Origin of the sequence: Planctomicrobium stercoris, assembly GCF_051465655.1 — a bacterium.
GTDB lineage: Bacteria > Planctomycetota > Planctomycetia > Planctomycetales > Planctomycetaceae > Planctomicrobium.
This window is the reverse complement of record NZ_CP195791.1, coordinates 2,435,096-2,449,227: the sequence shown is the minus strand read 5'-3', so window position 1 is coordinate 2,449,227 and position 14,132 is coordinate 2,435,096. Positions and strand designations below refer to the sequence as shown.

General features: G+C 58.6%; 8 protein-coding genes. 6 read left to right on the top strand and 2 right to left on the bottom strand.

Going from position 1 to position 14,132, the window contains the following annotated elements:
- The first annotated feature begins 248 nt into the window (after positions 1–248).
- A complete protein-coding gene (locus SH661x_RS10235; protein WP_437230597.1) occupies positions 249–1,313 on the top strand; it encodes a zinc-binding metallopeptidase family protein in 1,065 nt (354 codons plus the stop codon).
- An 89-nt stretch (positions 1,314–1,402) separates the two neighbouring features.
- Here SH661x_RS10235 and SH661x_RS10230 read toward each other — a convergent pair whose 3' ends face one another.
- Positions 1,403–2,428, bottom strand: coding sequence for a hypothetical protein (locus SH661x_RS10230; protein WP_437230595.1), 1,026 nt, complete (start codon positions 2,426–2,428; stop codon positions 1,403–1,405).
- 425 nt (positions 2,429–2,853) lie between these two features.
- Between SH661x_RS10230 and SH661x_RS10225 the strand changes: the two genes are divergently transcribed.
- The 3 genes from SH661x_RS10225 (at position 2,854) to SH661x_RS10215 (ending at position 7,971) form a co-directional block, all read left to right on the top strand.
- On the top strand, positions 2,854–4,806 hold the full coding sequence (locus tag SH661x_RS10225) for an ATP-dependent helicase (RefSeq protein WP_437230593.1): 1,953 nt from the start codon (positions 2,854–2,856) through the stop codon (positions 4,804–4,806).
- 89 nt (positions 4,807–4,895) lie between these two features.
- A complete protein-coding gene (locus tag SH661x_RS10220) occupies positions 4,896–6,056 on the top strand; it encodes a Gfo/Idh/MocA family protein (RefSeq protein ID WP_437230591.1) in 1,161 nt (386 codons plus the stop codon).
- 97 nt (positions 6,057–6,153) lie between these two features.
- Positions 6,154–7,971 (top strand): dynamin family protein, encoded by a 1,818-nt coding sequence (locus SH661x_RS10215; protein WP_437230589.1) that lies wholly within the window; start codon positions 6,154–6,156, stop codon positions 7,969–7,971.
- A 5-nt stretch (positions 7,972–7,976) separates the two neighbouring features.
- Here SH661x_RS10215 and SH661x_RS10210 read toward each other — a convergent pair whose 3' ends face one another.
- The gene (locus SH661x_RS10210) at positions 7,977–8,468 is read right to left on the bottom strand and encodes a hypothetical protein (protein ID WP_437230587.1); all 492 of its coding nucleotides are present in this window, start codon (positions 8,466–8,468) and stop codon (positions 7,977–7,979) included.
- A 481-nt stretch (positions 8,469–8,949) separates the two neighbouring features.
- Here SH661x_RS10210 and SH661x_RS10205 point away from each other — a divergent pair, with 481 nt between their 5' ends.
- Both SH661x_RS10205 and SH661x_RS10200 read left to right on the top strand, forming a co-directional pair.
- Positions 8,950–12,600, top strand: a complete 3,651-nt coding sequence (locus SH661x_RS10205) for a DUF1553 domain-containing protein (RefSeq protein ID WP_437230585.1) — start codon at positions 8,950–8,952, stop codon at positions 12,598–12,600.
- Positions 12,601–12,652: 52 nt separating this feature from the next.
- Entirely contained in the window at positions 12,653–14,125 is a 1,473-nt protein-coding gene (locus SH661x_RS10200) for a DUF1501 domain-containing protein (protein WP_437230583.1), read from the top strand.
- Positions 14,126–14,132: the final 7 nt, after the last annotated feature.

The following is a 14,132-nucleotide window of genomic DNA, read 5'->3' as shown; positions in this document are numbered from 1 at the left end:
CGAAGGCCCGGGAGATTGAATCCCGGGCCTTCTCATTTTGGCACACCACGCATTGGTGAGAGCTGCCCTGCGGGAGGTCGATCGGCCGAGTCGAAAGTCCGAGGCCATCCACTTCATCATCACCAGAAGAGTGGAAGGCAAGCGTATCGGGTATAACCTTTGCTGTGCGGAGAAGTTTCTTGGCATCACCCGCGGCCTGTTGCCCGGGAATTGAATCACCTGTGGATCACTCAGTAACGGGCGCCGTGATGAAAACCTTTCTATGTACTTGCGACAACCGCCTGTTTTTCGGGAACACTTCATGCCTTAAGTGCGGAAAGGAAGCTGGGTTCTGTCCAGCATGCCGCCGAGTGGTGGCACTCATCCCGGGCGAGGGGGACCAGTTTTCCTGCGGCAATCCCGAATGTGGGGCCGCGTTGCGGAAGTGCCATAACTTCGCGGTGGAGAACGTCTGCAATGGCTGCATCCGCACCGACGAGCTGGCAGTTCCCGGACCAGACGGTGTCTCCGCTACGCCGACGCTTTGCCAACACTGTCGCTTGACGGGGGTCATTCCGGACCTGAATGTTCCCGGCAACCGCGAACTCTGGGCGAGGCTGGAAGACGCAAAGCGACGTGTTTTATTCACCGTGGAACTGATTGATCTTCCCATCGGTCGTCCGGAGAACAACGTGCGGCCTGAATTGAAGTTCGATTTTCAGGCGGATACCGACGTGCCGGTTCTGACGGGACACGACCAGGGGAAAATCACTATCAACATCCGCGAGGCGGACGATGTCGAGCGGGAGAAGGCACGCGTCAGCTTTCATGAGCCTCAGCGGACTCTCGTCGGACACTTCCGACATGAACTGGGTCACTACTACTGGGATGTCCTGGTCGCAGGAAAATGTGAAGACGAGTTCCGTGCACTTTTCGGCGATGAACGCAGTCCCGACTACGCCACAGCCCTGAACAACTATTACCAGACAGGACCGAAGCCGGACTGGCAGGGGAGCTACATTTCCGCGTACGCCACCATGCACCCCTGGGAAGACTTCGCCGAGACGTTCGGGACGTACCTCGACATGCTCTGCATTCTGGATACCGCGAAGAACATGACGGGAAATCAGCTGCGGGCTCAGGAATGCACGCAGATGCTGTACGACTACCAGCAGGTCGGCATTCTGGCAAACGAGCTCAATCGCGAGATGGGTCTGAAGGATCTGGTTCCGGAAGTGTTCGGAGCGGATGTCGCCCGGAAGATCTGCTTCGTTCATCGCCTGGCTGGGAATGCGGGAGCATGCTCAGGGAAAGAAGTGATGAACGCTGCCTGAACCGGCCAATGTCAATAAACATGGCCCTCGCGAATTGCAGAGGGCCATGTTCATTTCAACAGACCGAATTGTGGTTCACTCGATCGCGACTACTTCGTCTGTCCGAACAAGCTACTCAAACTCTGACGGATCGATTGACTCTTCGTCTTCTGGGTGAAAATCGGTTCCGCTGCAGAAGCTCCCGGTGTTTGCGGCATCAGAGCGTCCGGCTTGGGTGAATAGTTGTCACCTTCCGGAGCTGATGAGCTGGGTTGCGGTCGTTCTCCGGGAGGAGGGGCGACGAAGTTGTCCTGCGGCACGATTGTCGGGGCTCGATCATTGACGGGAACAGTCGCAGGGACAATCGCAGCAGCGGGCTCGACTGCGGGTGTCACCGGTCCATCGACCGCCGGAGGAACGATCGATGGAACATGTGTGAGCGTGGTGCAGCTGGCGTCGCACCCGACACAACATTCATCTCCACAGCCGTCGACCACATCATACCCTGCGGCTCGCAGCGCTTCTTCCGTCTGTCGACGCACGAACCGGTCGCAATCAGCCAGGGCGAACTTGAGGGCCGCCAGCACGGTGCATGAACAGCAGCCCGGGTTCTCCCGCAGCTGATCACCGATTTCATCCGCCGCCTTGGAGCGAACCCGTTCATCCACATCGTTCAAAGAGAAGAGCAGGGCATTCATCACTTCCGGATGGCACTTGCAGCTGTACTTGTCGCTCAACTTGTGAACCGCATCGCGACGTTCCCAGCTATGACAGGCCGTCTGGCTCTTGCGGATCAGCTCGGCCAGTTCACACGGTGTCGAAGAGCAGCAGCCATCGTCGCATCCTGTCGACGTGCAGCCCGGAGCACAGGAAGTCACGACGGGGCAGCATCCTTCGCTGGTGCAGTTTGTGTCATAACAGCAGTCCGGCTTTGTGCATCCCTTTTTGATGGGATAGTGGAAGCAGGTCGGGCGAATGATTTTCGGACGGCAGGTCTGCGGCTGGAAGTTCGGAGCACAGTCGCAGCCTTTGGAGGCGTCGCAGTTGCTGGGTCGGCAGAACAGGCCAGCCTGCGCGCTGACCTGCAGGGTCCAAAGGGCGATAATCGCCAGTGAGAACTTTGCAGAGTTAAACATGAAACGCTCCTCGCCGAAGTGATGGCACACTGCGATTCAGGAAGGTACGGAGAGATTGGCGGAGCCTGTCGACGCGGGTGCGTCACGGCATTGAAGGACCGTCAATTTGCCGGTCGTGACGCCTGTAACTGAGCTATCGACGATGAGGCTCGAAACGCTTGAACCTGTCAGTCAATCTTTTCGTGCAAATGACTTACGTCGACTGATGTGCCGTTTGTAACGATTGTGCCGACAAGCTAGACTCTTCCCCCCGCACAGGCCGATCAGCCGTTACAACCCGCAAACTCGAACAAAGCTGGGCAAGATCGAAAAACGGGATCGGCCGCTCGCTCGGGGAAGTCGACCTTCGCATTTGTAATTCGAAGACGTTCCCGGCAAACTGCCCCCTTCCCCCCCTCTCAGAACAGGATCAGGCCCAGAAGAAGATGGATCTTTCGAAATTGAACCCTGCCCAGCGGGAGGCTGTGGAAACCTTGAAAGGTCCGGTCCTCGTGCTGGCTGGAGCCGGAACCGGGAAGACGCGAGTCATCACCTACCGGATGGCGCGGCTGCTGAAGTCCGGCGTCTCCCCCGAACGTATTCTGTCGGTGACGTTCACCAACAAGGCCGCCAAGGAAATGGCCGAACGAACGTTCGCCATTCTGGGGAGTTCTTCAAAGAAACGCCCGTGGATTTCAACATTCCATGCGCTGTGTGTGAATCTCCTCCGCGAAGACATCAAGCATCTGGGCTACCCGAGCCAGTTCACGATCCTCGATCGCGGCGACCAGGAGTCGATGGCGCGCAAGGTGCTTCGGGACATTCGCGTCACTGAAAAATCCTTGAAACCGGGCGACCTGCTGAGCCTCATCAGTCGCTGGAAGTCGGCAGGACTTTCCCCCGAACGCGCAGGGAAGATTGCCGAAGACGATAAGGAGTCGCTGGGAAGCATGGGATACCGCCGGTATCAGCAGGCGCTCAAATCGTCCGGCTCCGTCGATTTCGATGATCTCCTCCTGCTGACCGAAGAACTGTTTCGCAAGCATCCCGAGGTGCTCGAAAAGCACCAGCAACGGTTCTCCCATGTGCAGATCGACGAGTATCAGGACACGAACGCCCTGCAGTTTCGCATCATCGAATCACTCGTTCGCCCGCATCACAATCTGTGCGTCGTGGGTGACGATGACCAGTCGATCTACGGCTGGCGCGGGGCGGAAGTGAAACACATTCTGGGATTCGCCCAGCAGTTTCCCGGAACGAAAACCATCCGCCTGGAAGAGAACTACCGCTGTACGGATCGCATTATCACTCTGGCCAATCAGCTGGTGAGTCATAATCGCGACCGACACAAGAAGGTGCTGCGGGCCAACAAGCCGGCCCGTGAAGAAGTGCGGTTCATCGAGTTTCCTGATGAACAGCTGGAAGCGGAAAAAGTCGTGGCGGAGATCCGCTTTCTCCATCAGAAGAAATTCGTCCCGCTGATCGAATTCGCCATCCTGTTCAGGACCAATGAACAGCCGCGACTGTTTGAATCGGAACTGCGGCGGCAGCAGATTCCCTATGTCCTGATGGGGAGTCAGTCCTTTTATGACCGCAAGGAGATCAAGGACCTGCTGAGCTATCTGAAGGTGATCTCCCGGAAGGATGATGAACAGTCATTACTGAGAATCATCAATACCCCTGCCCGGGGGATCAGCGATGCTGCCTGTGAGAAGCTGCTGGCGCGGGCGGTCCGGACCGGTGTGCCGATCTGGCACGTCGCGGAGGAAGCGGCTGCGGACAAGGAGATCACTCCCAAGGCGCTCGAGGCGCTCAAGTCTCTGCACGCACAGTTCGCACGCTGGCGGACTCAATTCGAAGAACAGCCGCAGCAGATGTCACAGCTGGTCCACGCCCTGATTGACGAAATCGGTTACGACCGGGAAATCGAACGTCAGTACAAGGACGAGTTGCAACGCGCCCAGCGGAAAGCGGTCCTCGAGGAATATGTGAACTCCCTCGCGGAATACGCAGAGAAGAGCAGCAAACCGAGTCTTCACGATTATCTGTCGAGCATCGCGCTGGAACGCCGGGACGAAGAACCGGACAAGGAAGCGATGGCTCAATCCGACGCTGTGAAGCTGATGACTCTGCACAGCGCGAAGGGTCTGGAGTTTCCACGCGTCTACATGGTGGGAATGGAAGAGGGACTTCTGCCTCACAAACGGACGATCGAAGGGACGGAATCCGAGATCGCGGAAGAACGTCGTCTGGCCTATGTGGGTGTGACCCGAGCCCAGGAATCGCTGACGCTCACCCGTGCGGCCAATCGTCGCAAATGGGGAAAGCTGCGGCCCTCCGCCCCGTCGCGGTTCCTTTTCGAAATGCGCAAAGAGATCAAAGGGGAAGCGTCAGACTGACGTTTCCTTGCAAAAACAGTTTCGACGCAAACCCGTCATGAAGACAATCGTATTCGCCGGACTTGACCACCGCCGATCCGGTGTCTCGAATGATGTCTTCAGAAATTGATTCATCGCCCATCACTCACATTTATCGCGAGCATCGCATGCAGAAGGTTCGGTTCGGGATTATCGGCGCAGGGGCCGTTTCAGATTTCCATCACGTCCCCGGGATTCGAGTCGACCCCCGAGCGGAGCTGGTCGCGGTCTGCGACCCCAACGCGGAACTGCTCGAAAAGCGGCGCAGCGACTGGGGCATCGACAAACTCTATACCGATTACGAAAAGCTGGCTCAGGATCCCAACGTCGACGCTGTGATCATCGCGACCCCCAACGATACCCATTGCGATATCGCACTGGCCTGTATCGAAGGGGGAAAGCACATCATGTGTGAAAAACCTCTGGGGGTGAATTTCGACGAAGCCCGCCGGATGTATCAGGCGGCTCGCGACCGGAATGTCAAACACCTGACCGCGTTCACGTACCGGTTCGCCCCCTCGATGCGGTATCTGCGTCACCTTGTGAAATCCGGGATGCTCGGCGAACCCCGGCACTTCCGCAGCCAGCGGTTTCTCGACTGGCCAGAAACCAGCTGGGGCTGGCGGCAATATAAAAAGCGGGCAGGGGCGGGTGACCTGTTCGACATGACGATTCACCGCATCGACCTGGCAATGGACCTCATCGGTCCGCTGACAGCCATCTGCGGCGCGGTCGCTCAATTCTGTCCTCGCGATAAAACGGCCGACGGCAAACCGTGTCCTCCATCCGAGGTCGACGACTGGTCGTCCCTGATCGGTCGCTTCGAGAACGGAGCAGTCGGGGTCTGGGAAGGGAGCACCGTGATGAAGGGTTACCATCACAACGGTGTGGGTCACGAGTGGGCTGAAGTGAACGGGACGGAAGCATCCGCCGTGTATCGCCTGCAGGAACCGAACGTGATCATGGTCGGCAAGTCGGGCGAGACGATGAAGCCGATGCCGGTTCCCGAAGAGTTTCTGGTGATTCCCGGAAGCCCCCGCAATCCGCATGAAGGGGTTCCCAGCACCGTTTTCCGTTATGATCTCATCTATGAACTCGTCTCCGCGATTGTCGAGGATCGTCCGGCCGTGCCGGGGTTCGATCACGGGGCGCAGGCCCAGGCAGTGGCGGATGCGGTTCTGGAATCCAACGAATCCATGCGGTGGGTGAAACTGAATCTGGATGTGGAATAGCGGGGGAGTGCAAACGATGGCACTGCCCGCTGCGTGAACGAGTGGATTACGTTGTTCCCCTTGAACAATGCTGGCGGCTGTCCGCTGAAAGCCCTCCATGCTGAACTCCGAAGTCCGTCAACTCGAGCTCCTCTCTTCCATCGACGACCTGCGGCGGCAGGTGGACGAATGGATTGAGGAGCCGAGTGAGTGGGAGCCGGTCCGTCGCAGCCAGTCGTTACTGAAACGGGTGCTGGACCGGGTGGAGACCTTGCGGGTGCGGATGGAGGCCCCGCTGGTGGTCGCCACCTTTGGCGGAACCGGCACCGGGAAAAGTTCACTGATCAATGCACTGGTCGGGGAAGAAGTCAGCCGTTCCGGTCGGGAGCGTCCGACGACTCACCGCCCGGTGCTGATCGCCCATCCCCGGACAGATCTCTCGCTGCTGAAAATCCCACTCGAAGAGGTCGAGCTTGTTCAGCGAGACGCGGACCTGCTGCGGGACGTGGTGCTGCTCGACTGCCCGGACCCCGATACGAACGAAGAAGATGTCCCGGGGAGCAATGTCGACCGGCTTCGCAATCTGCTGCCATACTGCGATGTCCTGCTGTATGTCTCGACCCAGCAGAAATACCGGTCCGCGAGGGTCACGGACGAACTGAAGGCTGCCAGCGGCGGTTGCCGGATCATCTTCGTGCAGACTCATGCCGACCTGGATGAAGACATCCGCGAGGACTGGAAGAAGACGCTCATCCAGGACTACGAAATCCCGGAGCTGTACTTCGTCGATTCCAGTCGAGCATTGAAGGAACAGCAGCAGGGGATCGCCCCGACAGGGGAATTCGGGCAGCTGATGAATCTGCTCCTGAACAAGCTGGGAGCTTCCGAACGGGTGCGGATCCGCAGGGTGAATTTTCTGGAACTGCTCTCCGCTGGTCTGAGCCGGTGTCAGGAAATTCTTGCCGAGAAGACTCCGGAGCTGGGCGAACTGAATCAGGCTCTGCTGGCCCAGCGACAGTCCATGAGTGAAAAGATGGCGCTGCGGCTGCAGTCCGAACTGCTCGGCAGCCACCGCCTGTGGGAACGCCGTCTGATTTCCGCGGTGATCGACCAGTGGGGAATGAGCCCCTTTGCCGGCGTGCTGCGCATCTATTACGGACTCGGGAGCATTCTGGCTTCGACAGCTCTATTCCGTGCCCGCAGCACTGCGCAGCTCGCATTGCTCGGAGGAGTGCAGGGCGTCCGCTGGCTGGAAGGGCGAAGAAAGGAACAGGCTGCCGAGACATCTCTGCAGCGGGTCAGCCAGTTCGGGCTGGATGACGCCATGCTGCGGGAGTCGGAGATTGTCATCAGCGGTCACGTGCAGGCTGCGGGCTTCAGCCATGACCTGCTGCGAAATCAGTCTTTGTCGGAGATCCGGAATCAGGCGGCCGCTGTGGAGGAACAGTTCGTCGGGGACGCCAGCCGACGTATCGACCGCATCATCGAAGAATTGTCCGTGGCGAATTCCCGCTGGTGGATCCGGATCTGGTACGAGGTCATTCTGACCGCGTACCTGACGTTCGTCCTCGCGCGGGTGGGCAAGAACTTCTTCTATGATTCGCTGGTGCTCGACAAACCGCTGCTGACCACCGACTTCTACCTCGCTGCCGGGCTGTTTCTGCTCCTGTGCTGCGGACTTCTGGTGCTCATGTTCACCCGTCGACTGCAACGGGGGCTCACCCGCAGCATCCGCGATCTGGTTTCGAAACTCGTCGAAACCAAACTCTCCGTCGGACTCTTCCCGACCCTGGAAGCTTCAGTGCGGGAAGTGGAAGGCCAACAGATGAAGGTGCATCAGCTGCTCAAGCAGACCGAACTTCTGCGACATGACGTGGCGAGAATCGGAACGCTGGGAGGAAAGCACCGGCCGGTGGGAGCAGAGGCTCGCCGCTGAACGATTCACGCCGGGACGTGCTCGTCCGTCGTCTCTTCATCGAACTCCAGACCGGTCTCGGAGTACGTGCTGATCATCTTCAGACACAGATCCGATCGATCGACACACAACGGGAGCCGCAACGATCGCCATCTCTTCTCGGTCTGCAGGATCAGGCATTCCAAACCGAAAATCCGGCATAACCGGGCGCGGGTCACTTCACCCCAGTTCAGGTGACGGACGCGGGGCCAGATCCCGTAGTAGTCAACCCCATCCGGACCGACCTGAAAGTGGTAGCGCGTTGAGAGCAGAAGCAGCAGCGACGCGCAAAGAACGAGCAGGGCACATGGCACATAAAGAGTCTGAGCGATCGACGTCAGTTCAGCCGGATAGATCAGCAGGACTTCGGTGAAGAGGAAGAGAAACCCCGCATTGAGCGTCATCGGCTTGCTGATGGCGACCCGGAAATCTTCCCGACGTAACGAGACACGGACAAAGTGATTGTTGAATCTGATCATCCCTGATTCTCCTTGTCTGAAGGTTCAGGAAGTCGATCAACCGCCGACTCATTCAACGCTGATCGCTTCCGATCTCGTGGAACTTCAGCGAGGGGGTCAGCAAATCACTGGCCGTTCGTGTGAAAAATCTTTCCGAAAGATGAACAGGGGGCTGCGCACCCCGCTGAGACAAAATCTCAAAGCCGCCCGAGTCGTGGTCAGGCCACGATCGATCCAATCCACGAAAACCCCTATCACGCCAGCCGATTTCGTAACTCAAAGTACGGGTTTCCGCGTATGATGACGGGGCGGTTCCCGACGCTTATCGTGCCATGGGTGTGGATGATCGGCTGAAGCAATTTTGAGACTTTTTTAAGAGTCTTTTCAAAAAGGCTGGCATTCGCATCCAGAATCCTCGATAATTGACCTAAGGCCCCGCTCCGCGCGGAGACCCGCCCGCCCCCCCAGCATCCCTCCTTGAAGTGTGGTTTCTGGAACGATCATGCGACAGACACTTCTCCCAACACTCCTTTGCCTGTCCGTCGCTGGCGGTCTTTTCGCGGATGATGCCTCTCCCGACACCGAACCCGCTGCAGCCATCACCCCGGAGCAGATGGTCTTCTTCGAGACCAAGGTTCGTCCGGTGCTCGTCGAGCAGTGCTTCAAATGTCATGGAGACGGGAAGCATAAAGGGAATCTGCAGGTCGACGGTCGCGCTCATCTGCTCGCCGGGGGAGATTCCGGGCCGGCTATTGTTCCGGGAAACCCTGCGGAAAGTCTGCTGATTCAGGCGATCAATTACGACGGGTACGAGATGCCTCCCGGCCAGAAGATGTCCGCGGAAAAAATCGCGGACCTGACACGCTGGGTCGAAATGGGAGCCCCCTGGCCAGGCAGCGACGGGGAACAAGTCACCCCCGTCCGCAAGGGGGGAGTCATCACCGATGAAGATCGCGCCTGGTGGGCGTTTCAGCCCATCAACTCTCCGCCGGTCCCCACACTGCCGAACGGCTATCAGCCTGAAAATCCGATCGATGCCTTCGTCCTGGCGACGTTAGAGAAAAACAACCTCGCTCCCAATTCCATTGCCCCCCCGCGGACTTTGATCCGGAGAGCGTTCTTCGATCTCATCGGACTCCCTCCCACTCCGGAAGAAATGGACCAGTGGAGTCTCCGTCTGACCAGCGGGGAGGGGATTGACCAATCCGCTTGGGCCACCCTCATTGATGATCTGCTCGCACGTCCGCAGTACGGCGAACGCTGGGCACGTCACTGGCTGGATGTTGTCCGCTTCGCCCAGACGAACGGCTACGAATTCGATAAGGAAAAGGACTACGCGTGGAGATACCGCGATTATGTGGTTCAAGCCCTGAACTCCGACAAACCCTATGACCGGTTCGTCCTCGAGCAACTGGCGGGAGATGAACTTCCTGATGCGGACCGTGATTCCCGTATCGCGACCGGATTCTATCGTCTCGGGCTGTGGGACTTTGAACCGGATGATGCGAAGCAGGCTCAGTACGACGACCTCGACGACATCATGGTTACCTCCTCAGCTGCGTTTCTGGGACTGACGATGGGCTGCGCACGCTGTCATGACCACAAGTTCGACCCGATTCTGCATCAGGACTATTACGCACTGCTCGGGTATTTCCAGAACATCCGCCGCTACAACTATCCCGACAGCACTCCCGAAAATCCTGGTCTCCTGCCGATCAGCGACCCCGAAGTCATCGATCGTGCGCTGGCGGAACGTCAGCAGCGATGGGCTGATCTGGATCTCAGAATCGCTGCCATGAAAGAACTGGAACGGGTCGACACGGCGCATGCGGAAGAGCATCGCAAGGAACGCGAGAAGCTCGAGAAAGAGCGGGGAAATGCCAATGTCGGCGGACTGGAATGGGCACTTGCCGTCCGGGAACATGGGCAGTGGGTTGAGAAATCGCATGTCCTGATCCGCGGGAACTCCCAGACTCCCGGTGATGAAGTCAGCCCTGCCATTCCACAGGTCCTCGGGGGAGGGCAGCCGGAGATCATTCCGCCTGAACGGCATCCGATTTTCCAAACAAGCGGCCGTCGACTGGCACTGGCCCGCTGGATGGTCAGCCCGGATCAGCCTCTCACCGCGCGGGTCATGGTGAACCGGGTCTGGCATTACCACTTCGGCCGGGGGATCGTGCAGACCACCAGCGACTTCGGAAAGGTCGGCTCCCCTCCCTCACATCCTGAACTGCTCGACTGGCTGGCGAACGAATTCCGATCGACCGGCTGGTCCATCAAACAGCTGCATCGTCGGATCATGACCTCCCAGGCCTATCAGCGGTCTTCGGATCACCGCAATGAAATGGCCAATCAGACTGATCCCGGCAACGCTCTCCTGTGGCGGCAGAACCTGCATCGACTGGAAGCGGAAGCGATACGCGATTCGATTCTCGCAGTCAGCGGGACACTCAATCCCGAGATGGGTGGACGCGGCTATTTCCCGGCTGTCGGAGTGGAAGTTCTCGCAGGGGGAACCGTCCCGGGAGTCGGCTGGGAAACCTCGAGCACCGCGCAGCGACATCGCAGAAGTCTGTATACATTCATCAAACGCTCGTTGATCTCCCCGCAGCTGGACGCGTTCGACTATGCCAACACCTCGCTGCCATTAACCGAGCGCCCTACAACGACCGTGGCCCCCCAGGCTCTCACGCTGCTCAATGATTCGTTTATGCAGGATCAGGCGAAAGCGTTTTCGGAAAGAATCCGCCGGGAAGCGGGCGATGATCCCGCCGCACAGATCTCGCGCGCATTCCAGCTTGCATTGAATCGTCGTCCTGATCCGCAGGAACTTCAGATCCTTCAGAATTTCCTCATCACGCAGCAAGAGGCCTTCGCCCCGCTTCGATCACGTGTGATCTTTCGACCGATCGTCCCCGCGACACTTGATCCCGGGTTTTACAAGCTGCTATCAGCAGAGGAATTTGTCGACGGGCCGTCCGATGGCTGGAAACCGCTGCGGGGAATCTGGGTCGGTGACCGGACTCTGGATCCGCGACGAGGACCGGTCTCGCTGTGGAATGGTGCAACCTTTGAAGATGCGAAATTCACATCGACGCTGACACTGGGGAACGCCTCAGAGCTCGCGGGTGTGTTCCTGCGAGCGGTCGAAGCAGGGAACTTTGTCAGCGGCTATGAGATCGTGCTCGACCCGCTGAACTCTCTCATTTCGATCGTCAGACACGGAACCGAACCCCAGACCCTCAAGCAGATCCCTGCCACGATTCCGACTGAAGTGCCACTGCATTTCGCAGCCGAAATTCACGGGAACCTGATCTCAGCCCACGTCGAACTTCCGGAATCGGACGTCGTGATTGAAGCCGTCGACCCTCAACCGTTGACGACGCCGGGACAGCTCGGCGTCCGCACGCTCGGAGCGTCGGTGACGCTGGACCATCCGACGCTGACGGTGGGCAATTCCCCGCTGGATATCGCCACTGCTCAGGTGGGACCACGAACCCAGCCGCAGCCCGCATCGGCCTGGACAGAGTTCGAGTCTGACTGGGTCGCCACCCCCGCAGGGACTATCAAGCCCACCGTTCCCAATGCAGGTGGAAAACTGATCTGGAATTCAGTCGACTTCACCGACGGCGTGATCGAGGCTGATGTGCAGATCAACGGCGGGGGCGATGGAGGAATTCTTGCCCGGGTGACGAATCCGCATCCGGGGATCGATGCCGTCACTTGTTACAACATCAACCTCACGCAGACGCACCTGCGACTCGGGAAGCATCAGGACAACTGGGAACAGCTGGTGTTCGTTCCCCACGAACTTCCTGCCGACAGATGGAGCCATGTCCGGGCCGACTTCGAAGGTCCTCGTGTTCGAATCTTCGTCGACCACGCCGCTGTTCCGCTGATTGATTTCACGGATCCGCAGCCGCTGCCGGCAGGGAAGATCGGGTTGAGAACGTTCCAGTGTCCGGTGGAGTTCCGGGATGTCACCGTCGTCACCCAGAATGTGACGCACAAAATGGATCCCGCGACGCTCCCGACTGGTTCTCTCGCGGAAATTTCTGTGACCGGGACAAAGCCGGATGACTCCTCCCAGCGGGCACTCGAAGCACTGTGCCTGCTGATTTTGAACCTGAACGAGATGATTTACGTTGAATGAAGACGGTTGGATCGTCTGAACGGGACAACCAACAGCCTGCCGAGAAACAGCCATGCATGGAATGCCTCACCTCAATTCATCACGTCGCGAGTTCCTGTGGGACATGGGAGCTGGTTTTACCGGTGTTGCCCTGTCGGGGATGCTGCAGTCGGATGGATTCTTCAAGTCGGCAAAGGCCAATGAGTCGGTGACAGGCGACGCTCGTCTGCTGGCCCCACGTCCGCAGCATTTCCCGACGAAGGCCAAGTCGGTGATCTTCCTGTTCATGTACGGAGGGCCGTCCCAGATGGACACCTTCGACTACAAACCGGAACTGCAGAAGCGGGACGGTGAAGAAGTCCAGACCGAGATTCGCCGCCGCAGCGTCCAGTCCACAAAACTGCTTGCCAGCCGCAGGAAATTCGCCCAGCACGGGGAAAGCGGTTTATGGTGCTCTGACGCCTTCCCGCACATGTCGCAGCACATGGACGAAATGGCGGTCATCAAAAGCCTGTATTCCGATTCATTCGCTCATGGTTCCGCCATGCTGCAGATGAACAGCGGCCGCATCCTTCAGGGATACCCCTCGATGGGGGCGTGGCTGGCGTATGGACTGGGGAGTGAAAACCAGAATCTCCCCGGTTACGTGGTGATGCTCGACCCGCGCGGGGGCCCGATCAGCGGGGCAGTCAACTGGTCCAGCGGCTTCATGCCCGCGGCCTATCAGGGGACTGTCTTTCGTTCCAGCGGTCAGCCGATACTGAACCTGTCGGCAACAAATGGAATCACCTCGCGCATGCAGCGTGAGCAGATCGACACTCTGAATGAGTTGAACGCCCGGCATCTGGCCCAGCATCCCGGATACTCCGAACTTCAGGCGCGAATCGCCAGTTACGAACTCGCCTTTCAACTTCAGCGGACAGCTCCAGAGTCACTCGATCTGACTCAGGAAACCGAAGCGACACAAAGAATGTACGGCATTTACGACCCGAAACCGGACCATCCGTTGGCGGTCGGTCCGGAACACTTTGGCCGTCAGTGTCTCATCGCCCGCCGGCTGGTGGAGCGGGGGGTCCGCTTCGTGCAGATTTACAGCGGCGGCGGAAATCAGCAGACGAGCTGGGATGCCCATTTCGGAATGGAAGAGAACCTGAAGATTCACGCTCCCGAGGCAGACCGACCGATTGCCGGGCTGCTGACAGACTTGAAACAACGAGGTCTCCTCGATGAAACCCTCGTGATCTGGGGGGGCGAGTTTGGCCGCCAGCCGGTCTCTCAGGGGAATGAGCACGGACGCGATCACAATCCCAAGGGCTTCACCTACTGGATGGCGGGTGGGGGAGTCAAAAAGGGGATCAGCTACGGAAACACCGACGACCTGGGAATGGAAGCGGTCGAGAACCGTCATCACATCCGGGACCTGCATGCCACGATCCTGCACCTGATGGGACTGGACCACAACAAGCTGCACTACTTCTACGGCGGACTGGAGCAGAAACTGACCGGCGTCGTCGAAGCAGAACCGATCCACGGCGTGATCGCTTGAGGAACTG